Source organism: Streptomyces ferrugineus, from assembly GCF_015160855.1.
In the GTDB taxonomy this organism is placed as follows: Bacteria; Actinomycetota; Actinomycetes; order Streptomycetales; family Streptomycetaceae; genus Streptomyces; species Streptomyces ferrugineus.
In genome coordinates, this window is the sequence record NZ_CP063373.1 from 9,545,555 (window position 1) to 9,571,213 (window position 25,659).

25 protein-coding genes are annotated in these 25,659 nt (G+C 65.4%); 6 read left to right on the forward strand and 19 right to left on the reverse strand.

Annotated elements, in window-relative coordinates; all coding sequences use genetic code 11:
- The first annotated feature begins 148 nt into the window (after positions 1–148).
- On the forward strand, positions 149–1,366 hold the full coding sequence (locus IM697_RS42445; protein WP_194042661.1) for a class-II aminoacyl-tRNA synthetase family protein: 1,218 nt from the start codon (positions 149–151) through the stop codon (positions 1,364–1,366).
- A gap of 549 nt (positions 1,367–1,915) precedes the next feature.
- Here IM697_RS42445 and IM697_RS42450 read toward each other — a convergent pair.
- The 8 genes from IM697_RS42450 to IM697_RS42485 form a co-directional block, all read right to left on the reverse strand.
- Positions 1,916–2,737, reverse strand: a complete 822-nt coding sequence (locus IM697_RS42450; RefSeq protein ID WP_194042663.1) for a Rossmann-like domain-containing protein — start codon at positions 2,735–2,737, stop codon at positions 1,916–1,918.
- A gap of 36 nt (positions 2,738–2,773) precedes the next feature.
- A complete protein-coding gene (locus IM697_RS42455; RefSeq protein ID WP_194042665.1) occupies positions 2,774–3,694 on the reverse strand; it encodes a radical SAM protein in 921 nt (306 codons plus the stop codon).
- Positions 3,691–4,776: a radical SAM protein gene (locus IM697_RS42460; protein WP_194042667.1), complete on the reverse strand. Its 1,086-nt coding sequence runs from the start codon at positions 4,774–4,776 to the stop codon at positions 3,691–3,693. The genes IM697_RS42455 and IM697_RS42460 overlap by 4 nt, the downstream gene beginning before the upstream one ends.
- 309 nt (positions 4,777–5,085) lie before the next feature.
- Positions 5,086–5,436 carry a tRNA-binding protein gene (locus tag IM697_RS42465; protein WP_194042670.1) on the reverse strand — a complete coding sequence of 117 codons (351 nt, stop codon included), beginning with the start codon at positions 5,434–5,436 and terminating at the stop codon, positions 5,086–5,088.
- A gap of 248 nt (positions 5,437–5,684) precedes the next feature.
- Positions 5,685–6,509 carry a phenylalanine 4-monooxygenase gene (locus IM697_RS42470; protein WP_228044388.1) on the reverse strand — a complete coding sequence of 275 codons (825 nt, stop codon included), beginning with the start codon at positions 6,507–6,509 and terminating at the stop codon, positions 5,685–5,687.
- A 26-nt stretch (positions 6,510–6,535) separates the two neighbouring features.
- Positions 6,536–7,567, reverse strand: a complete 1,032-nt coding sequence (locus IM697_RS42475) for a class I SAM-dependent methyltransferase (RefSeq protein ID WP_194042674.1) — start codon at positions 7,565–7,567, stop codon at positions 6,536–6,538.
- Positions 7,568–7,676: 109 nt separating this feature from the next.
- Entirely contained in the window at positions 7,677–8,054 is a 378-nt protein-coding gene (locus IM697_RS42480) for a cupin domain-containing protein (RefSeq protein WP_194042675.1), read from the reverse strand.
- 22 nt (positions 8,055–8,076) lie between these two features.
- A complete protein-coding gene (locus IM697_RS42485) occupies positions 8,077–8,811 on the reverse strand; it encodes a hypothetical protein (RefSeq protein ID WP_194042677.1) in 735 nt (244 codons plus the stop codon).
- Positions 8,812–9,698: 887 nt separating this feature from the next.
- Here IM697_RS42485 and IM697_RS42490 point away from each other — a divergent pair.
- Positions 9,699–10,505: an endonuclease/exonuclease/phosphatase family protein gene (locus IM697_RS42490; RefSeq protein ID WP_194042679.1), complete on the forward strand. Its 807-nt coding sequence runs from the start codon at positions 9,699–9,701 to the stop codon at positions 10,503–10,505.
- Positions 10,506–10,732: 227 nt separating this feature from the next.
- On the opposite strand, the gene IM697_RS42495 is transcribed toward IM697_RS42490, so the two are convergent.
- Positions 10,733–12,067: a PLP-dependent aminotransferase family protein gene (locus tag IM697_RS42495; RefSeq protein ID WP_322734542.1), complete on the reverse strand. Its 1,335-nt coding sequence runs from the start codon at positions 12,065–12,067 to the stop codon at positions 10,733–10,735.
- Positions 12,068–12,586: 519 nt separating this feature from the next.
- Here IM697_RS42495 and IM697_RS42500 point away from each other — a divergent pair.
- Positions 12,587–13,354 (forward strand): hypothetical protein, encoded by a 768-nt coding sequence (locus IM697_RS42500; protein WP_228044390.1) that lies wholly within the window; start codon positions 12,587–12,589, stop codon positions 13,352–13,354.
- Positions 13,355–13,754: 400 nt separating this feature from the next.
- On the opposite strand, the gene IM697_RS42505 is transcribed toward IM697_RS42500, so the two are convergent.
- From IM697_RS42505 to IM697_RS42550, 10 genes are all read right to left on the reverse strand, one after another.
- Entirely contained in the window at positions 13,755–13,901 is a 147-nt protein-coding gene (locus IM697_RS42505) for a hypothetical protein (protein ID WP_194042683.1), read from the reverse strand.
- 32 nt (positions 13,902–13,933) lie between these two features.
- Positions 13,934–15,079 carry an MFS transporter gene (locus tag IM697_RS42510; protein ID WP_265582696.1) on the reverse strand — a complete coding sequence of 382 codons (1,146 nt, stop codon included), beginning with the start codon at positions 15,077–15,079 and terminating at the stop codon, positions 13,934–13,936.
- A gap of 301 nt (positions 15,080–15,380) precedes the next feature.
- Positions 15,381–16,322, reverse strand: a complete 942-nt coding sequence (locus IM697_RS42515; RefSeq protein ID WP_194042685.1) for a helix-turn-helix transcriptional regulator — start codon at positions 16,320–16,322, stop codon at positions 15,381–15,383.
- A 419-nt stretch (positions 16,323–16,741) separates the two neighbouring features.
- Entirely contained in the window at positions 16,742–16,936 is a 195-nt protein-coding gene (locus tag IM697_RS42520; RefSeq protein ID WP_194042687.1) for a (2Fe-2S)-binding protein, read from the reverse strand.
- A complete protein-coding gene (locus tag IM697_RS42525; RefSeq protein ID WP_228044391.1) occupies positions 16,923–17,597 on the reverse strand; it encodes an HAD family hydrolase in 675 nt (224 codons plus the stop codon). Before IM697_RS42525 ends, IM697_RS42520 begins: the two co-directional genes overlap by 14 nt.
- Entirely contained in the window at positions 17,594–18,580 is a 987-nt protein-coding gene (locus IM697_RS42530) for a nucleoside-diphosphate kinase (RefSeq protein ID WP_194042691.1), read from the reverse strand. Before IM697_RS42530 ends, IM697_RS42525 begins: the two co-directional genes overlap by 4 nt.
- Positions 18,577–19,350 carry an alpha/beta hydrolase fold domain-containing protein gene (locus IM697_RS42535; protein WP_194042693.1) on the reverse strand — a complete coding sequence of 258 codons (774 nt, stop codon included), beginning with the start codon at positions 19,348–19,350 and terminating at the stop codon, positions 18,577–18,579. The genes IM697_RS42530 and IM697_RS42535 overlap by 4 nt, the downstream gene beginning before the upstream one ends.
- Positions 19,347–20,078 (reverse strand): hypothetical protein, encoded by a 732-nt coding sequence (locus IM697_RS42540; RefSeq protein WP_228044392.1) that lies wholly within the window; start codon positions 20,076–20,078, stop codon positions 19,347–19,349. The genes IM697_RS42535 and IM697_RS42540 overlap by 4 nt, the downstream gene beginning before the upstream one ends.
- On the reverse strand, positions 20,078–20,761 hold the full coding sequence (locus tag IM697_RS42545; protein ID WP_194042695.1) for a hypothetical protein: 684 nt from the start codon (positions 20,759–20,761) through the stop codon (positions 20,078–20,080). Before IM697_RS42545 ends, IM697_RS42540 begins: the two co-directional genes overlap by 1 nt.
- Positions 20,762–20,780: 19 nt before the next feature.
- Positions 20,781–21,857 carry a hypothetical protein gene (locus tag IM697_RS42550; RefSeq protein WP_228044393.1) on the reverse strand — a complete coding sequence of 359 codons (1,077 nt, stop codon included), beginning with the start codon at positions 21,855–21,857 and terminating at the stop codon, positions 20,781–20,783.
- A 442-nt stretch (positions 21,858–22,299) separates the two neighbouring features.
- On the opposite strand from IM697_RS42550, the gene asnB reads away from it, so the two are divergent.
- Genes asnB through IM697_RS42565 form a run of 3 tightly spaced genes read left to right on the forward strand, consistent with a single transcriptional unit; the run spans position 22,300 to position 25,655 of the window.
- The gene (gene asnB / locus IM697_RS42555) at positions 22,300–24,495 is read left to right on the forward strand and encodes an asparagine synthase (glutamine-hydrolyzing) (RefSeq protein ID WP_194042699.1); all 2,196 of its coding nucleotides are present in this window, start codon (positions 22,300–22,302) and stop codon (positions 24,493–24,495) included.
- Between the two features lie 47 nt (positions 24,496–24,542).
- Positions 24,543–25,367, forward strand: coding sequence for a hypothetical protein (locus IM697_RS42560; RefSeq protein WP_194042701.1), 825 nt, complete (start codon positions 24,543–24,545; stop codon positions 25,365–25,367).
- Entirely contained in the window at positions 25,368–25,655 is a 288-nt protein-coding gene (locus tag IM697_RS42565) for a PqqD family protein (protein WP_194042703.1), read from the forward strand.
- Positions 25,656–25,659 lie beyond the last annotated feature (4 nt).

The following is a 25,659-nucleotide window of genomic DNA, read 5'->3' on the forward strand; positions in this document are numbered from 1 at the left end:
AAGGCTTTTCAACACCCCGAGTACGGGTACGTCACCCCACTCGAAAAACGAACTCTACTGCAACCAGATCTCGCCCCCGCAGCGTAACCACCCGCTGCCTCAGGCTCAGGCGGGAACTTCACCTTGCGCGCCCCACTTGAGGAGTTCCATGCCCACCCAGACCGTCATGCTCGTCAAGCAAATTCCTCAATACCTCGGCTCCGAGCTGGCCAAGCGGGTTTACTACGTTTCACCAGGGATCGAGGAGTTTCGGCTTATTTCGGAAGGCGGGCGGGTCGTCGGCGTAGAGGTCACCACCTCGACCGCCGTGAATGGGGATGAGCTGAGCCGAAAACTGGACGTGATCATCACCAAAGACGTGCTGCCCCAAGAGCAGCTGGAGACCGAAATACTTTGGAAGTCTCCACACGCCGCTCAGGGAGACGATGGGGTCTTCGCCAAGCTGACAGACGCCGATATAGTCGCAGAGATGGGGGAAGGACTCTACGCCGTTGGAGGCCTGTTCAGCCAGGTGATGTTCGGGCTTGACCGCAGGCTTCACGAACTGGCCGTCCAGAAATTCGATGCCGACTCGTTCCATTACCCCACGCTCATATCCACGGAAACCCTGCAGCGCGCCGGGTACATGAGCGCCTTTCCTCAGTTCCTGATGACGGCCAGTCGATTCCACTCGGACGTCGACACGTACGACTCATTCACATCGGGAATTGCGTCGACCGATGATATCGGCAAGCATATCGAGGACCACAGCGAACATATCGGCTACTGCCTTCCTCCGGCCGTTTGCTATCACGTCTACCAGCACTTGTCCGGGAGCAGCCTGGACAAACAGTCCATCGCGGTGACCACACGAGGGAAAACCTTCCGCTTCGAGGCCCGCTATCGGCGCTCTCTGGAACGGCTCTGGGAATTCACTATGCGGGAGGTCGTCTTCTTCGGCGACCGGAAATCGGTCGTCGAACAGCGCCGTAGTATGGTTTCCGCGGTCTGCGATCTGGTCGACGAACTGGGACTGGCCGGTCGACTTGAAGTCGCCAACGACCCATTCTTCTTCAACGAGCAGATCGCCGGCTATATGCAGGTCCAGCGAGTCATGGAACTCAAGTACGAGCTGTGCCTGCCCGTCGAGGCCGGGCGGAGCGTAGCCGCCGGATCGTTCAACGTGCACGGCGACAAGTTCGGCTCCGCCTTTGGGATTTCCGACGCGGACGGCCGTACCGCGCACACCGCATGTGTCGGTTTCGGGCTCGAGCGTTTCGCGTACGCGGTCTTCTGCCAGCACGGCGCGGACCCCGGCGCGTGGCCCGACGCTCTGAAGGCGCTGGTCAGCTCACACGGCAACGGGTCAGCAGGAGAGCCGATGTAGAGAATGGCACTGGTGCACCTGCGCGGACACCTACACCAGCGCGGTCATCCACCCCGCTCGCCCAACGAAGCGCCGGATCCGCTGAAGGAGCCGGCGCGAGACCGATACGCACTCCGTCCTGCGCGACGCGCCAGCACCCCCGCCCAGTGCGACCGGGCTAGAGACCGACGAACCGGCCACTCCCAAACACCGCCGGCACGCAGTGAACGTGCCGGCGGCCACCGATCCGAACCGCCCGGCCGCTGTGGCTGTCCCCGCCCCGCCAGGCCGGCCTCACGACCCGACCGCGGCCCGAACCCACCAGATTCATCCGCATCCGCGAGCTCCACCCTCACCCGGAACAGCAGCGCTCAAGAAGCTCACTGATTTGCGGTTGACGGCGTGGCCGAAGCCCCGCGGACCGGCGTGGACGCGCAACGCACCGTGGTTCCCACGGTGTTCGGAGGGGCGCTGCCAGAGGCGGTGTCCCTGCGATGCCGAGTGCTTCCGAAGGCGCGGGAAGGTATCGGCGGCCTGGGAGAACAGCGGCACGGCCTGCCGGCTGGCTCGTCAGCGAGAGTCCCTGCGGTAAATCTCCAGAGTCGAGGGTCCCTGGAAAAGATACTGCGGCTGAGGTTCGGCTATGACGGAATCTATGCCGATTGTGTGGCAGTACTCCTCGGCGAAGTGACATCCGGAGACGGCGAAGATGACGAGCTTCGTGTCGTTCTCATGAGCAGCAGCGACCAGTTCCTCCAGCGTCTGGCTCGCTAGAGTCTCGCCGCAGACCAGCGCCACATCGCTGTCTGCCACAAGCTGCGCACTTTCATGACCGGACACCACGGGAACGCCGAGGATCCCATTCTCGATCAAAGTCGGATCGAAATCGCTGGCCGTGATACTGACGTCCTGGGCCTGTAGGAGATGGATCAGGTTGCCCATGACGCCGATCTGCGCGACACGTCGTCCACCGGACCGACTGACCTGCTCCAAGGTCTCCCGGACGATAATCTCGGCGCGCGCCAGCGCCTTCTCGGCCGGCCGCCGGCCGTCGATCGTCAGCACCTGGTGCGGGTTGCGGGGCAGGCAACCGAATGCCGCATCCAGGATCGCAATGTCCTCCTCCGTCGTGGCGCCGCGAGCCTCACGCGCGTCACGGCCGATGAGCGTGTCACTCAGTTCACCGACCTTGACGCTTCCGAAGTCGGCATAGCAACAGCCTTGGCGCACCGTCTGTGCCATGACGAAGCTGTAGATCATGAAGCGTTCATATGGGGTTGGTTGAGATCGATAGTCCACTCCCCACATGGCCCTCAGCAGAAAGTCATCATCGGGAAGGCCGCGGCTGCGTTCCACGAGTACCCCGCGCAGCGTGTCCAGGATTGATTCCACGCCAAACCCTTCTCTCGGATTCTTTCGTGGCGGACGTCATGACAGGACAGCTGATGCGCTTTCCCGTACATCTGGCTCCGCCGAGTTACGGATGACACCCCATCGCTTCTTGGCGGATTCGTGTATGAACCAGGTGTCCTCTTCGGTCAGGCGCCGGGACACAACACCCGGGAAGGCCTCTTCGAAGAAGATGTAGGGAGGGGTGTTCTCGACATGGAGGGAGTGATAGTCCAGCTTGCCCGTCATGCCGTGGGCCCGGGTGATGGGGGTAGCCGGGTGGTAGGTGAGGATGTTGGGGCTGGCCAGTGTGAGCAGGCTGTCATCGATGAGCAGTCCCACTTCATGGATGGTCTCCTCGATGGTCTCGCGTGTCTCGCCCTCGAGCCCGAAGAGCACCGAGCTGCCGGTGGGGATACCTGAGTCCTGAATTCGTTCGAGTGCCGTGCGCACTTTGGTCTTCCAGGGGAGATCAGCGGTTCGCCGGATGTTCTTGTGCACATGCTCCATGACGGCCGATGACATGCTCTCTATCCCCATGTAGAGATAGGTGCAGCCTGCCTCGCGCATTGCTGCGAGCACTTCCCTCACTTCCTCCTCCTTGTGGAGGGTGGTCATGAGGTCAGCCGTGACCTGGCAACCGAACTGGAGATTCTGCAGGCGCTGGAAGTCGTCGTCTTCGCGGATCCACCTGCGGTACCTCTCTGGCAGTTCGCGGCGATGTGCGACGGAACGGAGCGACTTCAGTGCCGCGCAAAACGATCGAATCAGCGGGAAGGAGCCTGTCCAGAAGATCGAGTCATCGAAGAAGACGGCCTCCGCCCCGTAGCTCACGTACTCGCACACTCGCTCCAGCGCGCTGTCCACGTGGTTTCGGCCGAACCGCTTCAGGCCGCCGGCCAGGACGGCCGATTCGGAGCAGAAGTCACAGTGGTACGGACACGCGTTCGATACTGTCATGTGGGCGGTGCGGGACGGCAACCCGTCAGCATTGGGGAAGACCGGGAAGCGGATCGGATGCCGAAGCCTTGGTAGGGCGAAGGCAGATCTGCCAGATCGAACCGATCCCCGCGGATGGGGAAGGCGTGTACCTCTTCGGGCGTCACGGCGCAGATAAGGGACGACCCGGATACTTTTTCACCAGCCTGCCCAAGCAGGCCAAGCATGCGAACCACGTCAGCGACTTCAGCCCGGGTGCGGTTCAGATCCATGGAGAGCGCGATCGCCCTCATGAGCATATCGAGTGCATAGTGCCCCTCACCGGACACGAGGAAGTCCACGACCGGTTCGATGCGGCCATCGTCGATGGCTCGCAGCGTGCTGCTGTACTCCAACGAGAGTCTCTGGGCAGCCGGGACATATCGCATTGTTTCGTCGATGTGGCGTCCACCAAGGACCACCAAGCACTCAGGTGTTTCCCGCTTGACCATACGGGCCATCTCCAGGGCATATCGATGGCCCGGAGAGACTGTGCTGATCAGAAAAACTCTGGGACGGCATCGGGCGAGTTCAGCCCGGAAGTCTTCGCGGGCCTCGTCGTCCCATACCCGGGGATCGAAGACACTGCGGTCGGGTGTGCTTTCGTCCGTGTTCCAGGAACGGACTCCATGGGTAGCGGCCAGCCTCTGCAACTTCGTTGGCAGCTTCCCCCAGTCCGGGCAGAGGTCAGTGAATGGAGAGTTACCGCCCACGCCGTGCCGCGCCGAGCGGAGGGCACTGTCAACGGTCACGCTGAGGGCCGCGTAGAGACACATCGGGTCCCCGGGGTAGGTGATCTCTCCCTCGACCGAGGTCATGACTGGAGCGAGGGCAGCGAGCACGGGAAACCGCCGCGCTTGCCAGTCCAGTTGCTCTTCTCCGAGGGCCCCGTGTAACTGAGCCAGCGCTTGCAGCCGACTGGTGCGTATTTGGTGAAGCTGTCTCCGGGCTGCCGCCGTCTCCGTGGAGTCGCTTGATTGACCCGACCAATAGCAGAGCTGGATCTTGATCTCCCGGGAGAGCATGGTGTTTCCCTTCCGCAGTGTCTTCTCGATCCTGTCCACGCTGCCAGGAGCAGGGCGGGCTGCTCAGGCTGCCCAGCCGAGTGATGATTCGGCGTTCGGGAGGGTGTGAGTCTCGGCCGTGGATCATGGATGACGACTTGTGGATGCTGATCGAGCCGCTGCTGCCGCCCTGGCCGGAGAAGTCGCCGGGGCCGCGGCCGGTGGCGCCTGGAGCGGTGCGACGGACGCGGCACCTCGTGCGAGGTCATCACCACCGCGGCCAACGTCAATGCCGGCACCCCGACTCCAGTCCCAACCGGCCTGGGCAAACTCCGCTACGTCGTCGAGTAGACCTTCGCCCTGCTCCAGTCAGCCGACGGCATCACCGGGGACGGCTTCGGGTGCAGGGGACAGGAGATGCACGACACCATCCGCGTCGTACGAGCCGAGCAGCAGAAACTCGCTGACGAATCCCGCGATGCGCTTCTTTCCGAGATTCACCACGCCGACAATTGCACGGCCTGTCAGTTCATCAGGACTGTAATTTGTCACTTGAGCACTGGTCTGCAAAATCCCTGCCGCCCCGAAATCGGCCTTGATTTTGTAGGCCGGCCGACGAGCTTCCGGGAACTCCTCAACGGAGGTAATACACCCGACCCTGATGTCGGTTGAGAAGAAATTTTCGGCCGGGACAACCTGCTTCAGGAGAGGGCTTTCCATGGAACTCGGTACGCCTTTCTATTCTGGTTGAACAAAGAGCACAACAGACATCGGGATTCTGCCCCATTGAAGTGCGGGACCCAACGCGCTCTCATATAGACACCGGGCGCCGACGCATCTACGGGTGAGGTGCAGCATAACGAGAACAGGGCGGACCATGCACCAGATTTTCACTCTTCAGAGGGAGATGAAGTGAAGTCCCAGCGGCGGGCCTTCACTTCATCTTTCCATGCCCTCCCAGTTCAATCTCAGCAGACGGGTTCGGCTAGCAGAGCCTCAATGGTATTGTCGTCGCAGGTCTCCCAGAAGCTGCCCACAATGTCTTCGAGCTGGTTCATCGAGTCCGCTTCGAACAAGATTTTCTGGTAGGTCGATATATCGTAATCGACATCAGCCAGGCTCTTCAGGTTCAGCGGGCGGATTTCAGCGTCACGGAAATGGCTCAGCTCTCCGTACGAGGAAACGATGGTCGCGCCGTATGCCTTCAGCATTCCCCGCTCCCGGAGCAGGCCGCACTCGAGCGTGAACCAGAACACCTTGGCGATGAACTGCACCGCAGCCTCACTTTCGGCTCGCTCGGCCGCCTCACCGGCCAGGCGGTACAAACGGGCGAACCGCTTGCTCGCCAGAGCGTTCCCGTGCCCGATGACATCGTGCAACATGTCCGGATCCGCGGTGTAGAAGGGGGTGGCCGGGTGCCGCAAATACTGTGTGGAGTGGAAGGCCGAATCCGCCAGGCCGCTGCAGAACTGCCGGAAGGGAACGAGCGCAGGCGCTGACCTGAAACGAAAGCCGGAAAGCGATTCAATACGCCTGCTGACATCCCGGAGCTGCGGAACACCTTCCTGGGGAATTGCGAGGCATTCCGCCGCGTCAAGGTACTCGATCGCGGCGTCCGAGCGGTGGTGTGCGGCAAGCTTTCCGCACACCAGCCGCCAGACCTCGTGTTCCTGTTCCGTGTACTCGATCGTTGGGATCGGATCGTCCGGACCACAGCGATCCGACATGGCCGCTATTTCGGCACGCCGCGCCTCGTAGTACGGGTCGGAGGCCACTGTTGATTGTTCCTGCACGCGGTTCTCAGCTCCTTGCCCGGGTGTCATTCGAGTTCGAATATGAATCCGTTGGTCAACCCGTCCACCCGGTGAGTCCTCAGAAGTCGCCAGCCTGTCTCGGGAAAAACGCCTTCCCAATCCTCCATGGTCGGCAGATAAACGCCCATGAGGTCGTGTCCGACTTCGTAACCCAGGTTGAACATCGGGAATCGGTGGTCGGGCAGATCGGTCAGTCGAGCGGTGTCCGCCAGCAGGAGTCGGCACGCGTTCGGAAACACCTCGCGAAGTTTCCGGAAGGAGGTGATGCACTCCTCCCGGGGCCAGAAGTCGTGCGCCATCATGAAGCTGGTGACGAGGTCGACGTCGGCGAGTTCGGGACGTGGTTCGAGCGCGCGGGCGTCCGCGACACCGAACGAAATGCGGTCTCCGAGCCCAGCCTCCTCTGTCGCGGCCTTGGCGGCCTCCAGCGCACGGGGGGCGATATCGAGCCCGACCCCCTGGACTCCGGGATGACGCCGGGCGATCTGCCTCAGTCGTTCACCGCTGCCGCATCCGAGGTCGGCAACCTTGGTGAAGGGGATGTCCAGATTGTCCATCGCCTCCCAAAAGACAGGGTCAAAGACCTCCGCGTTGATTTCCCGGCAGGCGAAGCTGATCGCCGGCGCGTCCCGGGTGTAGAACTCGCCGACTCGGTTGGCGTTCTTCATCACCGTAGGCATCGCCGTGAACAACGACGCACTGCCGCGGGTGAGCCAGTGGAAGAAGGACTTGGTCCGGAACACGTCGTCGAACAACGGGCCGGGGAGGATGGTGTCGCCTTCACGCTCGACGACGCCGACGCTGGCCAGCGCGGTGAACATGCCCCTTGTCGACTGGACGTGCAGGTCGTACTTTTCGGCGAAGTCGCGCGCCTCGAGCTTGCCCTTCCCGCTCAGTTCATCGAGTGCGCCGATCTCCCATCCTGCGGCGATCGCCCAAGACGCGACTGCCGAGTTGAAGAGATCAGCCGCTGACTGCGGGGCGACCGGGTGCGGGAGATCGGCTACGTGGCCTGTTTCCCATTCAGGAGGATTCATTGTACGACCTTCCCGTCATGCGGATAGAGGGGTTTCCAACAATGCGGCTCACCCGGGTTCTCTGCTGCCACTGCCTGAGTCCAGCCTTATCCAGGTCGGACGGCGGGCTTCAGGTGCGGGGAGTGTTCGGAATCTGGTTCTTTTCCAGAAACCTGACATGCCGTTCGTTCGCTTCGTCCCACGCCGGAGACACAGTGAGCAACAGCTCCATGGTTCCGAAGTAGTAAATACGTGTCCCCGGCGGAATGACGACTAGATCCGTGGCTTTCACCTCCACGGCTTCGTCGTTGAGATAGAAGGTGCCATAGCCGCTGATGACGTAAATGGTATAGGAGCTCTTAACGTTGTAGAACTCCTCAAAATGACCTTCCGCGACACGGATGTGGACGACGGTCATAGACGGATCTGATTGTCCGTATACGGTCAGATCGACGCCGTGCTTGTTGAAGCGCGCCGCAGCCTCAGCCGTGTATTTGTATTCAGTCACGATTCTGCGCTCCGGCCTGGGGTCACAACCAGTCGTGGAGCTGAATCAGCTCCGCGCGCAGTTGGTCGATGGAAGGCCGTTCGACATAGATCTCCCTGTCGCCGCCCTTCTCGCTGGCCGGGGTCGTGCGATAGACATTCGTCGAATTCTCCACAGTGGGTCCTTGCAGGACGACCGTGGCCGTGGGCCCGTCGTGGGAACGCGCGATGCTGTGGAGGACCCGGTGGTCAAGGTGGTAGACCGTGCCGGCCTGGAGGTTGGATTCGAACACCTGGGCAAGCTGCCCGGTCCCCATGGCCTCCAGCGAGAAGAACTGGTCCGCCCGAACCGGGGTGTACCTGTAGTGGTGGTACTCCTCGCCGGGGGCGATCATGTACTCGCGGGCGTTGTACTCGCCGAGCAGCAGGGCGGTTGTGAAGTCCCAGCGATGCGAGTGGATGTCCTCCCTCGGCTCGCGATCCTCCTCCGACTGTGGATGCCATACGTGGAGGCGAAGCTTCCAGGCATTCTCGCTGCCGACCGCCAGAACGAGCTTGAGAAAGCTGTTCGCGTGGTAGTACGACCGCGACGCGACCTCGGCGAGCTGAACTTCGTCCGACAGCACGTGATTTATCAGGGACCGCATCTCGTCGTGCCTGGCGAGGCTACGGACCACCGCCCCGGCTCGCTCGGAGAGCGTGCCGTCGCCAAGGTGGCCCGTCATTTCCAGGTGGTCGCGCACTTCAGGCAGTAGCGTCTTTGCAAAAAGTTGTGCCATGAATCGGATCCTTTGTGCGAGCGTCGGTTCCCCATACACTGGGTATGTCTATTAACTGCCGCTCCCTGCCTGACGACCCTCCGCGAGAGACTGCGGAACGGAGCGCATCTGGAATGAGCCGAGCGGCGCGTCGGCCTCGCCCCGGCCAGGGGCGCCATCTAGCCAGACGGCCATCTTGGTAGGCAATTCTGAGTTTCGCTCACGGGCTGCTATGGCCACGTGAGAAGAAGCTGCAAGACTGGATTTGCTCCGACGGGGGCCAGGTCGGATGGAACGTCTCCATACGCGGCAGCCAATCTCTATTGCGGCTCGGTCATCTCCTGCCAGGTGGTGCAAATTCCTGAGCCGGGGCAGCTCATTGACTATACGAAACCGCATGCTAGCGATCCCCTGGCGGCACGCGTACTGACATTAGCCAGGGCCGCCTAACGAGCTCGTGCATGATTGGCGGTGGCACGGCAGGTGCGCTCATCCGACCCGGGTCCCTGTCGGCGGGGACGTCACCTCGGACGTCGCCGCACGAGGGCCTCGTTGGTCATCCCTGGTCTACCTGCTCGCCCAACTACGCCGGATCTGCTGAAGGATCCTGCGCGAGGCCGATGCACACTTCGTCCTGCGAGACGGCGCCCCCGCCCCCGCCCAGTGCGACCGGGCTGGAGCCCGGCCGGCCTCACCTGTCAGGACGGTCTGGGCTGCTACTGTCGATCCGATGTTTCGCCGTTTTGATCCAGCCAACGACGCATGGTGCTTCGCTCGCTGAATTCTCCGACTGCCACCGGCATGCAGGCCGCAATCACGCTGTCCGCACCTGGCGTTGAAGAGTGCGACACACGGATCGCCGACGATTCGAGATCGTATGCGGAACAGGTCTCACTTCCTCCCTACGAATGGGCGAAACCGTGGAACCCACATCCCTCATCAAGCTCGCGACCTGGAACATAGGAGGCGGGATTCTCGGCGCATCCCATCAGCGCGACGGAATCCCCTCGCCGGACTACTACGCTTCGGTGCTGCGGCAGCATGCGCCCGATGTGGTCTGCCTCCAGGAGGCTCACGACTACCTCGGGCGTTGCGAGAGCCAGCCGCACTACCTGGCGCGCCGAGCGGGGTATCCGCACGTGGTGTCGTTCCCCACGAGCGCCTCGCACCTGGCAGGAGACGCCAACCTCACGCTGGCGGTCCTGTCCCGGTTCCCGCTCGGGAACGCGGTGTACAGACAATTTCCAAATCCCGGCCTGACTGGCGCCGGCCCAGACGGAGAGGCATGGTCGCTGGCAGACAAGGGATACATGATCACCAAGGTCGACCTGGGTGGCCGTCAGGTCGGGCTGATCAACGGCCACTGCTTTCCGCTGCGGTACTTCGGCGCACGTGCCACAGACCCGGAATTCGCTGACGTATGGGACATGCTCACACGGGACATGCTGGCTCTCAGGGAGTCCGGTCCGGCCGTGGTCGCCATCGACCTGAACCATGACCCGATCGAGGACGTGCTGAATGAGGTCCTCGGGCCAGACAGGTACATCAACGCGTTCGCGAGTACCGTCACGGCCGTCAAGGGTGCCAAGCGGGACTACATCCTCTACGAGCAGGGGATGCGCCTAACGTCGGCTACTGTGACGGCCACCGAATCCGATCACGCATACCGTCAGGTGAGCCTTTTCGTCGAATGCTCTACCTCCCCAAATCCATAATTGTTGCGCTGCGGAACCGTCACCTGATCGGTGACCCGGTCGAAGAAGCGAAGCTCTTCGCCCCGCAGACCACGGCGGAACAGGCAGTCAGCGGTACCGCTCTGGTCGCGCACTCGCAAGACCACCGGGACCTTGCAATCGCCCTGCCCGGCAACCGCGTTGTCCGACCGGGCCGGTGGACGCCACCAGCTCGGCCGGCTGCAGTACGTGGTTCCGGGCGCCGACGCCTACTCCGTGTCGGCGAAGAAGTAGGGACTCTCGAACGACTGGCGCGCTTGTGAGCTGAGCCCGGCAGCACGGTCGACCGCACCGTCCCGAGCCGCCGCGAACGCCTCGGCTATGAGGGTCATGGACGTCTCGGTAGCGCCTTCGAACGTCACCTCGTTGGTGCCCAGTCGGAACACAGAACCTGAGATGTTCGGCATCTCGTTCTCAGTCTGGACGTTGGCCCGGATCCCAGCCTCGGCCAGGGCCCCAGCGAGCTTGTTGGTTGCGGCGTGGTCCCCGACATCGACCCAGAGCATGTGGTTATCGGTGAACCCGTTCGTGCGGCGGGCGACGTCAAAGCCCCGATCCGTCAACTCGGCGCCGAGCCGCCTGGCATTGGCAACGACCTGGCGGGCGTAAGCCGGGCCGAAATGCTCGAACTCGCGGGCGGCCAGCCCCAGCGCCAGGGTCGCGCCGAAGTGGTGACTGCTTACTAGGAAACGCTGCGCGTCCTTGATGAGCTGACGCACATGCGGGAGCCGGGTGAACAGGACGCCCTTGTGCGGCCCGGGAAAGGTCTTGTGCGTAGAGCCACCGAAGCTGGTTGCGCCGAGATCGAGTGGGTTGGGCGCCTGGCCGCCGAGAATGAGCCCGAGGGTGTGACTGGCGTCGATGTGCAGCAGGGTGTGCGGGCTGTGTTCAGCGAGGCAGGCGGCGACTGCGGCGACGTCCAGCAGGTGCAGGCTGTTCGCCAGGTCAAGGAAGAGCAGGGATACGTTCTGCGAAGAGAGGATCTTCCGCAGGCCATCGATGTCCACGGCGCCTGCCTCAAGAGAGACGGCGGCAGGAACAAAGCCAAAACGCTCGATCACTCCCGCGGTGGCGTAGTGGCCTCCGCTCGCGGGGTCGATACAGACGACCGTGCTGCCCGGGTCGCCACCCATGCCCGCGATCGCAATGATCATCGCGCTGAGACCGGAAATCGGGCGAAGGTTGACGAACGGCGCATCGGACAGTGCGCTCAAGCTGCTGTGCGCCACATCCGTTTCAACGTCTGCGATGTTTTCCCCGCCCCTGAATTGCCAAAAATCCGGGTCGTGGTCTTCATTGAAGAAGTAACGGTTGTGAAAATCAAGCTGCAGAGGCAACTGCGCCAAAGGGGAAAGACGGTTCTCGCTCGGGACCAGACTCAGTGCATCTCGACTTCGGTTATGGCTCTCGCGAAGCCGCTGCGCGAATCCATAGAGTTGACGCCCATGCTGTTCTCGTAAAACCGCGCTGGGTATAGCGCTTTCGTCTGTTGACACCTTACCCCGCATATCAGAGTGAACTAGGACGAATGGCCGGACAGGCATTTTCCTGCCTGTTCAACCTGCACTGCACTGCATAAGCGCCAGAGAATTAACGGATTGTTCAGTTCGCGCTGGTTGCCTTGAGTGGCCACCAAGTGGCCGCCCCGTCAAATCAACAGAGACAGAAACAGTATCCAACTAGGCCAGTCGAGCGTCAAGAGCGCAAGATCGGTAAACCTCTTGGGCGCAGAACCCATCAGACCGATGCAAAACGGATCCACGACCGACGACGACAGTAGAGTTCCAAACTTTTTACTTTGCTAGGGTAGTTATGCGCGTTGTACGGTCTCATGATCAAGCTAGTCAGATATGAGGCGCGGGGGTGTTGGCCGGCTCTGGACCACCGAACCTCATGCTGGCGGGCTCCGATGCCAACATCCCTCTTGTCACGTCAATGAAACTTTGCCGATCAATACTCGCATCACCTTAAGCAAGCGGTGCCAGTCGAGGCGACGAAAAGGTATTCAATCCGACAAAGTGCGACAATGACGAGAGGTCAACAAAACGGGGGAAATACTGGTCATGCCTACCAAGATCGAATCCGACGTAGAAGTGATCGTGACCTGGCGCGGAAACACTCGCGACCTCAACGGGATGAATCAAGAAGGGGGGCGCAGTAATCTAAAAGTCGGTGATCGGCTAGAATTCGACATATCGAGCCGCACCGGAATATTCCAGCCCGAAGCCGTGCCGGGAATTGGGGCGTTCGAGGTTTCCAGCAATCACCTCCTTCTCTCGAATTTCACCACGTGCTCCACTTTTGTCATCGAGAACCTGGAGGGGGGTACGGAGCTGATCAAAGCGCGCCCTCGCCGATTGGGCATGGTAATTCCTTTTGAAATGTCCCGCATTCTGATCCCGTCCGGTTTGAACATAGTCGAACTCACTGTTTTCAGTCCGCCGCCGGTCATGCTGGGACCTGAGCGGGCCGCTAGAGTGGCCGAGTCAGATTTATTCAAATTGGATACGGCGAGCAAGTACTTCGCTGTTCTCGTTACGCTCTGTGAGCCGCGATTGCGCGGCTCATCTATGGCGGCAGTGCCCTCCGTTCAAGAGGTGGTGGAGAGGTTACGGGTTACCGATCAGTTCAAAGGTGCAAACCGCAGCAGTATCAATTACCACATCGACTACCTGGCCGATCAGAAGTTACCGGTCAGCCAATGGGCCAAGTATGTGGACGGAGGCCGTATGCACTCCAAGCGTGAGGCCCTGGTCGCGTTCGCCCTCAGGTTCGACCTGGTCCGCGAGGAACATCTTGCCCTGCTTCCTGACCTCGATCTTTCGTGCTGACCCGCCCACGGATTCGGCGGTTCATTTCGCGTTCTGCGGCTGAGGGTCGGCAGTCTGGTGGCCCGAGTCTCGGCTCGGGTGGTCGCCGGGTTCCAATTGCTATACGGAACCGTATATTAGCGATCCCCTGGCGGCACGCGTACTGACATCAGCCAGGGCCGCCCAGGCGGGCCAGTGGCCGACACTTCCGTTCATGCCATGCCGAGTGGGACCGGCGGCTGTCCGTGGCCGCCGCGGGCAAGGGATTGATCGGGCATGCGGGGGCGGTGCTGCTGCGCCGCTGCGCGGACCGTACGGGGCTGACATCCGCACTCGCGGGGTGTTACCGCGCGGTCCGAGGTACTCATCTCGCAGGCGATGGCGATCGTGGTGGCCGCGAAGCGGCGACCGCTATCGCCAGTCACTCGCCGTGGTAGAGGCGGGTCAGGTCGATCAGCTGGACGGTGGGGTCGTTCTTGGCGAGGTGCTGCAGTTCGTCACTGAAGCAGTGCAGCCGGGTTGCCTCGGTCGCGGTGCCGCGGGTCGGAAAACCGTCGCCCGACCGCACCGCACAATGCGAGCTTGTTGCCCACAGCACACTCAGTCCAGGTCCCTGCGGCTGCGGATGGAGCTCGTCCACATGCTCAGGGGGGTCAGGAAGCCGACGGCGACGATCAGCCAGAGGGCGCCGCGGCTGCCGAGGAGGGTGCCGGCGATTCCGGCAGTCAGGGCGCCGACGGGGACCGCTCCCCAGGAGACGAAGCGGACGGTGGCCATGACGCGGGGCAGGAGTTCGGGCGGGGTGACCGTCTGGCGGTGGGTGCGGGCGAGGACGCTGAGCACCACCGCCGCCGCGCCCACGCCCACGTTGCCGAGGGCGAACAGGAGCAGGCTCCAGCCGCTGCCGGCCAGCGGCATCAGGAGGGCGGCGCAGGCGCCGGCCAGGGTGGAGTACAGGATCGTGCGGGCGCTGCCGAAGCGGTTGGCCAGGGTGGTGGTGACGGCGGCACCGATGAAGCTGCCCAGTCCCTCGGTGGCGATCAGGATGCCGACGAGGCTCGCCGGGGCGTCGAGCGTCCTGACGAGGAAGACGGGGATGAGCGCCATGAGCGCGCCGAGGGTGAAGTTCACCAGGGTCGCCGCGGCCGCGCAGAGCCGGATGACCTTGTGGCGGACGACGAAGTGCCAGCCCTCCTTGATGAGCGCCAGGGTCGACTCGCGTGTGGTCCGCGGCGGCTTCGGGGCCGCGGGTCTCGGCAGGCTGCGCAGGAGCACCGCGGAGACGAGGTAGCTGACGGCGTCGAAGACGAGGCTGACGGCCGCGCCGCACAGCTGGACCAGCACACCGCCCGCCGCCGGGCCGCCCATCTGGGTGGCGGCGGCGGAGCCGGAGGTGAGGCTGTTGCGCGCGGTCAGTTCCTCCTTGCTGACGATCGACGGCAGGAAGGTGGAGTTGCCGACGTCGAACACCACCGTCGCCAGGCCCACGACCAGGGCGACGGCGACGAGTTGCGCCAGGTGCAGGACGCCGAGGAGGGCCGCGACGGGCACGGACAGGACCGCGACGGCCCTGATGACGTCCATGGCCACCTGGGTGCCGCGCAGCGGCAGGCGCTGCACGATGACTCCCGCGGGCAGGCCGATCGCGATCCAGGCCGCGTACTGGGCCGCCGGGAGGAGGCTGACCTCGAAACTCGACGCGTGTAGAACGCTGACGGCAAGGAGGGGGAGGGCGACTGTGGTCACCGCGTCGCCGACACCGCTGATCGTCGTGGCGGTCCAGAATCGCCAGAAGAGGGATGCCCCCTTCGCGGGGTCCTGTGTCGCCCCACTCGCCGCATCCTGCGTCGGCCCCTCCGCCGTCCGGCTGATGTCTGATGAACCATCAGATCTGGTCGTCTGGTCGGCCGTCACCGGTCCCCAACCTCCATGAGAATCGCAGCAATTGCAGCAATTGCGGGTTTCGCACAGCTCGCCGGTCTCGCTGGTTTTGCTGGTTTTGCTGACTTTTCGTGCTTCGGGCGTTGCGGGAATTGCATGATCGGTGTCAGCTCGCGTTTTCCCCGACCACGTCGTCGGCGTCCCCGTCGAGCAAACCCGAGTTGGCGATGAAGACGCCCAACTGGCAGCGGCTGCGCGCTCCGAACTTCTCGTAGATCTTGGAGATATGGCTGCGACAGGTCCGCACACTCAACCCCATACGGCGGGCGATGGTCTCGTCCGTCTCACCGTCGGCGAGCAGCTTGATGATGGACAGGCGGACGTCCGAGAGCAGGACCTGCACATCGGGTGCGCGGTTCTGGGAGGGGAAGGGAGTTCCGAGGAGCCAGGCCCGCTCGAAGATGCCGACCAGGAATTCCACTATGGCCGGCTGATAGATGGCGAGGGCGACCCCGCGATCACTGCGGGCCGGGATGAAAGCGACCTTGCGGTCGAAGATGATGAGGCGCTCGGCGAATTCCTCGAGACTGCGGACCTGTCCGCCGTACTTGGTCACCTGGTTGACGTAACGCCGGGTGGCCGGGCTGAAACGGGCCGAATGCTGATAGACCGTGCGCATGCGGATGCCGCGTTCCAGCATGTCCTTGGTGGCCGACCAGGCCGATTCCAGACTCTCCGCGCTCCGGCCTCCGCCCGGCTGGGCCGTGAGGACCTCCTCCTGGCACCGTGCGGCAGCCCGCTCCAGCTCGGCGTTGATGGCGTCGTGGCCGACCAGCGTGACGAACTCCAGGTTCCGGTCGGAGCCGGCGACCGCCTCGGTGTAGGCGACCTGGTACTTGCCGAAGTCGGCGCGGAGCCGGAACGCCTCGCGTTCCAGGCTCTCGATCTGCCGGTCGAGCGGTGCGAGAAGTCTCGATGCCGCGTGGCGCGGAGTGGAGACGCTGAAGGTCTCTCCGTCCTGATGGGCCGGAACCAGCAGGTTGTAGCGGCACAGTTTCTCGACGGCGGCGGCCGTGCGCTCCCGGTTCCAGCCGAGAGTTTCGCTCAAGCCGCTGAGTCTGACCTGCCTCTGACGGACCGCCAGCGAATACACGCGCTCCGGATCCGCCTCGTCCTCCGACGTGGCATCAGCAACCGCTATTTGGTTTAGTGGTGAATTACTCACACAGTCCCCCTCCGCGCTGACACGCGCAACCAGATCAGCCATCGTGGCCCTCGATGAACTGATCCCTGTCTCCACACGAGGATATTGCGGACGACGGACCTGGCCACATCACAGGATCCGCGCTAAGCCCCCCGGAATTGTCGTCGCCGCTTGCCGCATTCGGACACTGCCGAATTGGGCAAGCGGAGAGTAAGCGTATGGTCCCTACAGGCACTCGGCAGTACGGTTTTGAGACACAGTTCAAGCCAGGACGACTGAATTCGGCCCTATGCCCGAGAGGGTGCGGGCAGCGGCCCGGCGGGTCAGGCGCGCGTGGCGGAATCCGTCCAGGCGATGAGGTCCTCGACTTCCACCACGCAGTCCCCGCAGCCGGATCCGGCGCCCGTCTCGTCACGCACCGCCGCCGCGTCGCGGTGGCCCGCCCGGATCGCCGCCATGATCTCGCTCTCGGGCACCCGCACGCACAGGCAGATCAGCGGATCGTCACTGCCGGACACCGTCGCCCAGTCCTTCCGCCCAGCGGACGAGTTCGGCGTCGGCGAGTGAGGCGGCCAGCCAGTCGTGGTCCAGCGCGGCGCCCGGCAGGGAGGGCACGGTGACGACGTAGAGGCCGGCCGCCCGGGCCGACGCGATGCCGGTGGCGGAGTCCTCGAAGGCGACCGAGCGGCCCGGGAGGGCGCCCAGCGCCTCGCAGGCCACCAGATAGAGGTCGGGGGCCGGCTTGGCCCTGGTCACCTCGTCGGCCGCGAAGGACACCGGGAAGTAGTCGGCGAGGCCGGAGGAGGTGAGCGCGGTGTCGAGCAGTTCCCGGGGGGAGTTGCTGGCGACCGCCACCGGAAGGGCCGCGGCGCAGCGCTTGACGAGTTCGGCGGCGCCGGGCAGCGCGTCGGCCCCCTGCGCCAGCTCCTCGCGTACCAGACCGAGCAGTTCGGCGGCGAGCTCACGGCCGGCTCCGGGCCGGCCGAAGTACTCGGCCATCGCCTCGCCCGCGCCCTGCAGCGTACGGCCGATGACCAGGGCCTTCTGCTCCGGTCCGAAGTCGTGGCCATGGGCGGCGAAGATCTTGGTCTCGGCCCTGGTCCAGCAGACCTCGGTGTCGACCAGGAGTCCGTCGCAGTCGAAGACGACGGCCTGCGGGGCGGGGGGAAGGGCGCTCACTCTTCGTTCCTCCAGTCGGCGGCCGCGACGGTGGCGAGCAGCGGCGCGACACCCGGTTCGTTGCAGTCGATCCATTCTGTCAACACCGACAGGATGTCCCAGCGGGCGGCTCCCGGGGGCAAGTCCGTGTCGCTCAGGGCCGTCAGCCAGTGCCGGACCGCGTCGCGTGTGCGGTGCTCGCGGGCGAGCGCGCCCCACCGGTCGGTGCGCCCGGCGAGCCGGCCGAGGCTCGGCTCCGCCGCCAGGTCGTGCAGCGGGACGTCCCGCTCCAGCTCGGCGACCAGGCTCCGGGCCGGGCACGGCTGCCCGTCGGCGGGCGGGCTCTGCGTGAGCGCGCTGCGCAGCCAGGCGGTCCCCGTGCGGTAGGTGAACAGCCGCAACTCCCGCACCAGGTCGGCGGGTTCGTCGGGGGTGTGGACGAAGTTGAACAGCCCGTTGACCCGGTCGAACCGGGTGCGCAGGTCACGGCCATGGGCGGAGGCGGGGTCGGCCGCTCCCTTGGCGGCGGTCAGCCGTACGCTCGCGGGGAGGCCGGATCCCGCTCTGCGCGTGTCACACAGCAGGACGAGCGCGGACGGACCGGAGCCCAGCAGGTGGTCGACCACCGCGATGCGCTGCCGTGAGGCGGCGTTGAACTGGTAGCGCCAGATCTCCCTGGTCAGCACCGGGTCGAAGTGGAACGGCCGGGCCGCGAAGGGCTTCCAGCCCTCCTCCTCCAGGATGTCCAGCACCCGCGGACCGCGCCGGCCGGCCAGGGCGTCCGGCTTGAGGACCACGAAGGTGTTCGCGTGCAGCCAGGCCCGCGCGCTGGGGGAGGCGAACAGCTCCAGTCCCTCCCGCGCGTAGGTGTCCAGGCGGTACAGGTCCCGCTTGCGCGGGTCCACGGTCAGGGAGTCGAACGCCCGCGGCAGGACGGCCGAGCGGGTCCTGCCCGGCACGTGGAGGTCCGCCGGCGCCGGGGCGGCGGTGGTCGTCGTGGTCACCTGTCCTCTTTCCTGACGGTCGCGGCACCGCCGCCGATGAGCTCCAGCACGGTCCGGCAGGCGGGGCGCTGCGGGTTCACCAGATGCATGTGGCGTGCGCCGGGCACGGACACCGTTGTCAGCCGTGGTCCGTCCTGCGGCCAGTGGTCCAGCTGGTGGCGGGTGAGTTCCGCCGGTACGGCCTGGTCCTCCTGCGCGCTCACCACCGTGACGGAGGCCGCGTCGGCCGGCGCGAGCACGGGCGTCGCCTCCCGGTGGGTCCCGCCGGCGGCGAGGTGCTCGGCCAGGAAGACCTCCACGGCTCCCTCGCCGACCCCGAGGCGGGCCGCCTCGGCGAGGTCGGTCACCGGGGCGAGCAGCACGACGCGGGCCCCGCGGGCCTGCCCCTGGAGGGCGGCGAGCAACAGGTGGGCGCCTGCGGAGTGGCCCACGAGCACGGCGCCGTCCCAGGTGCCGTCCTTCTGCCCGAGCAGGTGCAGGGCGGCCCGGCAGTCCTTGGCGGCGCCCGGCCAGGCCCCGCCGTCCCAGCTCGGCCGGTACTCCAGGACGGCGACCCGGTGGCCGAGTTCGGCCAGGGCGAACGCCAGCGGCTCCAGATCCTGCGCCGTACGGTCGTGCCGCCAGAAACCGCCGTGCACCAGCACCACCGGTGCGGCCTGCGGGGTCTCGGCGACGGGCACGTCACCGTCCTCCGGTTCCGCCGGCCCGTACAGGTCGATGCGCTGCCACCCGGAGGGTCCGTACCGGAGGTGGCCGAAGGCCGTACTCACAGGAGGCCGAACGCTTCGAGTCGCGACAGCCAGTGGTGCATGCGCTCGTCGGACATGCGCACCTCGGCCCGGCGCTCCGCGGACTCCTCGGCGGCGCCCAAGCGGTACCAGACGGTCCCGTCGTCGCGGCGGATCATGAAGGCGCGCTGCTTGCGGGCGGGGCTCTGGATCATCAGCGAGATCGTCTCCGGCTCGGTGATGGTGGTGTGCAGCTGCTCGTGGTCGAGGGTGATGCACCGGCCGGCCGGCTCCTCGCGCACGAAGTACGGCCAGAAGCGGGAGACGTCGGCGCTCTCGTCGAGCGGCTGGTCGGTCGCGTACAGGGTGTGCTGGTACGCGCCGTGCAGGATGTAGGCGGTGAAGCTGTAGCGGTGGTTGTGGACCCGCTCGTACTGGTCGGTGTTGGCGAGCCGGAGCCGGATGCGCAGGCCCTTGTCCTGGTCGTCCCAGATCACGATCTTGTCGTCGAGCGCGTGGCACTCGAACTTCTCGCGCAGCTCCGGGGTGCGCAGCGCGCGGCCCACGAGGGTGCGCAGCAGCGCCCGGTCGTCGCCGAGCCGGCGGGCGATCGCCTCGGTGATCTCCGCCGCCGCCTCCAGGTCGTCCCAACGCACCTTGGGCAGCGAGGCCATGAGCGCCTCGGCCTTGGTGACGTCCTGCTCGGAGGGCGTGTTCAGCAGGATCGACGGGGTGAGATCCAGCAGGTCATCGCCGGGGCGGGTCACCATCACAGCACCTCCATGGCCCGCAGACGGCCGGTGAGTTCGTCGAAGTAGTCCTTGCTGATGCGCTTGCTGCCGCGGCGCTCGGCCTTTTCCTTGTCCTCACCGAAGCGCCACCAGACACGGCCGGTCTCGCGCTCGGTGATGATCGAGCGCTCCTTCTCGGCGGGGCCGCGCAGGAAGAGCGAGACGGTGTCCGGGGTGGTGTACGTGGTGTGGATCTCGCTGTGGTGGAGCGTGTAGCAGTTGCCCGCCTGCTCGTGGGTGACGAACCGGGGCACCACGCGCAGGTCGGTCGGCACGGCGTCAAAGTCGTCCTGGGCGCTGCGCGGAATGTCCTCCTCCGAGAGCCGCCCGGTGAGTTCGTGCCGTACGTGCTTGTACTGGCCGCGCATGATCAGCGAGGTGAAGGTGAACCGGTGGTCGTGCGGCCGGTCGCGGTGGTCCTCGGTCGAGACGTGGACGCGGATGCGGAAGCCGCGGTCCAGGGCGTCGTAGATGACGAGCTTGTCGAGCAGCCGGTGGTGCTCGCACTTGTCGAAGAGGTCCTCCTCCTCGCGCGCCCGCTCCAGCAGCTGCGTCAGAGCCGCCTTGTCCTCGGAGAGCGCGGTGAGGATCTCCTTGGTCTGCGCGCGGGCCTTGGGGAGATCGGACCAGTCGACGACCAGCCGGTCGAGTGCGTCAAGCATGTGGGGCTCCTTCTTCGGATTACGCGACGGGGAGGCGGGCTTCCGACCGGACGGGCAGTCCGAACACCCGGTGCGCGGTGCCGGCGGCGAGGGTGCGGACGTCCTCGAGGGACAGGCCCTGCGACTGCGCGTTGGCCATCTGACGGGCCAGCGGCACGGAACCGGCCGCGACGATCCCGTCCTGCTGGTACCAGAGCGCGTTGTCCACGCGGTGGTGCAGGTCCTGGCCGCCGAGCCGTGCGGAGTCGCAGCGGTCGGTCATCATCATCGAGTTCTCCACGCCCATCAGCTGGACGGCGCGGGTCGCGATGGCCAGGTCGACGTGCTCCCCGTCGAAATTGATGCAGGCACCGATACGGCCGGCCGCCGCCTGGCGCATGATGGCCGCCGGGACCGGTCCGACGATCCGCGCCATCTGGTCGAGGGTCCAGCCGGGCAGGTCGTAGGACGCGATGACGGCGTCCCGCTCGGCGCGCGCCCGGGCACTGCGGAAGGCGTGCCGGATGAGCAGCGGCATGTCGTTGAACAGGTGGTCGGTGACGACGCGGACGCCGGTGCCGGACCACTCGCTCTGCCAGGCCATCTCGACGATCTCGTCGACCTGTTCCGCGCTGCGCAGCGGGTCGGCACGGGTGAAGTGGCCGAGCGCGGGCCGGATTCCGTGGGCCATCAGGAGCGGGATGAGCCAGTCGAAGCCCGTGTCGCGGGCGGCGGGCTCGTCGTGGAGTTCGGAGGCGGGCGAGAACGCGTCGGGCGACAGGACGGTGTACGTCAGTCCGTACGGTCCGAGGGCCGCGAGGCGTTCCCACTCGTGCCTGCTGGGGGCCCAGACCGTCGACGCGGGAGTACCGCCGTGGCTGGCCAGGAGCGGCCCTTCCAGGGCAATGCCGGCGACGTGCGGCAGCAGTCCCTCGCCCCGCATGCGGTGGTACTCGTGCACGAAGGCCTCGAACTCCGCGAGCTGCTCCCGGTGGAGGTACATCGTGGGCAGGCTCAGGACGCCCTCGCTCGCGCACCAGGCGTCGAGGCGCGCGAGGTCGACCTTGGTGAAGTCCGAGAAATCGACGTCACCGAACCCATGGCAATGGACTTCCACGGGCGGCAGCCCACTCCATGGATTCGCCATAGGCGACGTAGACCTGCTCGCTGCAGTGGATTCCACGAGACAACTCCCAATCCAATAAGTTGACCTTAGAGATTGTCGTTCACCGCACTACGCTGCTACCAGTCCGCATTGAGCTCAGCATCATGCATTGCAGGATGGTGAAGGTGCACTGATCGGCTCCGGCGGCTTAGTGTCGTTTCAGCGATCCGCCGGGCTCCTCATCACCGGGGCCTGCCGGCTCGCCTATTCCCCAGGAGAAGGAGGTGATTTCACATGAAGCAGTACACCAAGCCGGCCACCAAGAAGGTTGCCTTCGGGACCGTTCTGAAGGCGGTCGTGTGATGTGAGCGCCGGGGCGCCGAGGTTCTCTGGACCACGGCGCCCCGGCGCAAATCAGTTTTCTTGAAATACTCCGAGATCGAGTGAGGTGGATATGTGCGGCCTTGCAGGGCTGGCCCGCACCGATGGGCAGGTGCTCTCGCCGGACACTGACGGTCTGCTGCGTCGCATGGCGCGGGCCGTGGCCCATCGAGGCCCCGATGATCAGGAGTTGTTGCGTTCCGGGCCGGTCGGCCTGGCTTTCCTGCGACTGTCCCTCGTGGATCCGGCCACCGGCGGCCAGCCGATCCACAGCCCGGACGGCGACGTGGTCCTCATCGCCAACGGGGAGGTCTACAACCACCGCGAACTGGCCGCGACCCTGCCTTCCGGCGTCCGCCTTCGCACCGGTTCCGACTGCGAAGTGCTGGTCCATCTGTACCAGCAAAAGGGCCTTCGGTTCCTGGACGACGTCCGGGGCATGTTCGCTTTCGTGCTCTGGGATCGCAAGAAAAACCGCCTTCTTTTCGCGCGCGACCGGTTCGGCATCAAGCCGTTGTTCTATCACCGGAACAGCGAGCGCGTTGTCTTCGGCTCCGAGATAAAGACTCTCTTCGAAGATCCGGCCTGCCCGCGTGATCTCGACTGGGACAGCGCCCTTTCCGACCAGGCGCTCACCGGAGCGCCGGATTTCGTCGAAGGTGCACCCAATACCTGGTTCCGCGGTATCGAACTGGTGCCGGCCGCGACCATCGTCGCCATCGACCTGCGCGACGGAAGTACCGAGAATCACCGCTATTGGTCTTTCCCCCGCACCGCGGATCTGCGTGACGAGCTCTCCCCCGCCGAGTTCACCGAGCGGTACGCGCGGCTGCTCGCCGATTCGGTGCGCGAGTGCGAGACCTCGGACACCGAGCTGGGCCTGTTCCTCAGCGGTGGCGTCGACTCCGCGTCGATCGCCGCCCTCAGCAGCATCCGCCCCCGCACGTTCACCGCGCTGAACGGCAGCACCCTCGCCAACCAGGACTCCGAGTACGGGCATCGCGTCGCCCGGCACTACGGACTCGACAACCACCAGGTCCTCTTCGACGTCTCCCAGGTGCCGGCCGCGCAGGAGTGGAAGAACCTGCTGTGGCTGCTGGAGAGCCCCCAGTGCGGTCCCGAGGTCTTCTACAAGCGGGAGCTGTACCGCTTCGTCAAAGCGAGTTTCCCGGAGATCAAGGGCATGCTGCTGGGCGGCGGCAGCGACGAGTTCAACGGCGGCTACACGGCCAGCTTCGGCGACGACTGGGCGGAGTTCGCGTCCGGCGTCGACGGCATGGCGCTGCGCGACGACCACCACCGCCACCGCGGTCTCGCGGCCTGGTGGGAGCAGTCCCCGCGGCCGCTGGTGCGAGCCGAGGTGCTGCGCCGCGGGACGCCCGCCGAGGACCCCTATGAGCGCTACCTGCGCTGGAAGTACCGCGACGTCCAGCAGTACAACTGCTGGCACGAGGACCGGACGGCCGCCGGCAGCGGCATCGAGGCCCGTGTCCCCTTCCTCGACCACCGTCTCGTCGAACTCTCCGCCTGTGTCCCGCCGTCGCTGCGCTCCCGGCTCACGTGGGACAAGCGCCTGCTCCGCGACGGACTGGACGGGGTGCTCCCACCCGAGTTCGCCGAGCGGACCAAGGTCGGGTTCTTTTACGGCGATGGCATCCGCCACACCTACCGCACCTTCGCGGGCATGCTCGCGGCGGACGGCGACGCCCTGCTCGAAGAGGCCCTGTCCAGTCCGCGGGCCAAGGAGTACCTCGACGCCGACAACGCGCGTGCCACCTTGCGCGCCCTTCTGCAGGACCCCTCCTCCGGGCATGTGGAGTTCCTGCTCCGCGTGGTCAACCTCGGACTGCTGGAAGTGATGCTCCAGCAGCCGCCCACGCCGCCGGTGGAGGCCACGCCCGCTCCCGTCCCGGTCGAACTGATCATCGGGGACTGGGAATCGGAGCGTGTCGGCATCGAGGCCCGGGTGCTGCGACGGCCCGACCTGCACGATGCGCTCGTGCCCTCGCTCGACGACTCGGTTCTGCTGCTCACCGACCAGAAGGACCCGCTACTGCGCTACCTGGTCACCGACGGCGAGATCCGGTTCGTGGTCGATGGCGAGGAAATGCCGCAGTGGCAGCGGCTGCTCGACGGCATCGACGGACAGCGCACCCTCGGCGACCTCCTGGCGGCCGCGGAGTGCGAACTCTCCGACGTCGAGGAACTGCTGTTCCAGTCGGCCGAGTTCGGCCTGCTCACCCTCTCCAAACCGGCGACGGGCGAGTAACCGGGCCACCGGCCTGCCACCGGCGTGTGCGGTGGCAGGCCACCGCCATGTACAGCCCCCTCTCGACCGCGCTCCGGAAGGCCAACGCCCGCATGACTTTCGACTTCACCCGCTCCCTGGACGAACTGGCCGGGCGCGATCTGCTGCCCGACAGCCACGACTCCGCGTTCGTCGTCGGCTCCCTCGCCCGCGGCTGGGGCAACGACCTGAGCGATCTCGACATCTACCTGGTGAGCGAGAAGCCGTGGGCCGGCAGTTCCTCCGGTACGATCCGCGTCCCGCTGAGCCATCCCGACGTGCCCACGGAGTACTTCCACACCGAGGAGCGGCGCTGGGAGGTCAAGTACTGGACGGCCGGCCAGGTGGAGGAGATCCTCGCGAAGGTGTCCTGGGCGGAGTTCGACCAGGGCGGGACCATCGGCCAGATGCTCACCCGGGACGAGGAGCAGTTGCTGGAGCGGCTGCTGGTCTGCCACCCGCTGGACGGCGAGGAGTGGGTGCGCCGGCAGCAGCGGCTGATCGAGGAGTCGGCGTTCCGGGCGGCCGTGGTGACGCACTGCCTGACCAACGCCGACGACTTCGCGGAGGACGCCCTCGGGCAGCTGGCCGCGGGTGACGAGGCGAGCGCCGTGCTGTCGGTCCGCCAGGCGTTCGGACACGCGGTGGACGCCCTGGTCGCCGCGCACGGGGAGTGCGGCCGGCTGGTGAAGTGGCGGGCCCGGCGCATGAAGGCGGCCGCTCCGCAGGCGCTGTCGTACGAGCGTTATTGGGCGGTCGAGACGATGCGCGACTTCGATCCGGACGACCCGGCCACCTGGGTCCGTGACGTGATGTACCTGTGCAAGCTCCTTTCCATGAGGGTGGAGATCTGAATGTCCCTGACCACCTCGACGGCCGATGTCGTGCCCCGGCTCGGCCTGGCCGCACGCTTCCGCAGGTTCCGTGACAAGACGCTCATCGCCGTCGGGCCGAACGCCATGGAGCTGTCCGACTCCGCGGCCTTCATCCTGGCCTGCGTGGACGGGCAGCGCTCGGTGGCCGGTATCGGGGCCCTGCTCGCCGAGGAGTACGGCATCGACGTCGACGAGGCGGTCGCGGACACCGCGGACCTGATCGGCCAGCTCGCCGAAGTCAGGGTCCTGGACCTGCCGAACGCCTGACCCC

Coding starts and splice junctions, on each gene's coding strand:
- IM697_RS42485 (WP_194042677.1), bottom strand. CDS start 8,811: ATGGCACAACTTTTTGCAAAGACGCTACTGCCTGAAGTGCGCGACCAC.
- IM697_RS42540 (WP_228044392.1), bottom strand. CDS start 20,078: ATGGTGACCCGCCCCGGCGATGACCTGCTGGATCTCACCCCGTCGATC.
- IM697_RS42490 (WP_194042679.1), top strand. CDS start 9,699: ATGGGCGAAACCGTGGAACCCACATCCCTCATCAAGCTCGCGACCTGG.
- IM697_RS42560 (WP_194042701.1), top strand. CDS start 24,543: ATGTACAGCCCCCTCTCGACCGCGCTCCGGAAGGCCAACGCCCGCATG.
- IM697_RS42445 (WP_194042661.1), top strand. CDS start 149: ATGCCCACCCAGACCGTCATGCTCGTCAAGCAAATTCCTCAATACCTC.
- IM697_RS42475 (WP_194042674.1), bottom strand. CDS start 7,567: ATGAATCCTCCTGAATGGGAAACAGGCCACGTAGCCGATCTCCCGCAC.
- IM697_RS42465 (WP_194042670.1), bottom strand. CDS start 5,436: ATGGAAAGCCCTCTCCTGAAGCAGGTTGTCCCGGCCGAAAATTTCTTC.
- IM697_RS42500 (WP_228044390.1), top strand. CDS start 12,587: ATGCCTACCAAGATCGAATCCGACGTAGAAGTGATCGTGACCTGGCGC.
- asnB (WP_194042699.1), top strand. CDS start 22,300: ATGTGCGGCCTTGCAGGGCTGGCCCGCACCGATGGGCAGGTGCTCTCG.
- IM697_RS42455 (WP_194042665.1), bottom strand. CDS start 3,694: ATGACAGTATCGAACGCGTGTCCGTACCACTGTGACTTCTGCTCCGAA.
- IM697_RS42495 (WP_322734542.1), bottom strand. CDS start 12,067: ATGCCTGTCCGGCCATTCGTCCTAGTTCACTCTGATATGCGGGGTAAG.
- IM697_RS42545 (WP_194042695.1), bottom strand. CDS start 20,761: ATGCTTGACGCACTCGACCGGCTGGTCGTCGACTGGTCCGATCTCCCC.
- IM697_RS42565 (WP_194042703.1), top strand. CDS start 25,368: ATGTCCCTGACCACCTCGACGGCCGATGTCGTGCCCCGGCTCGGCCTG.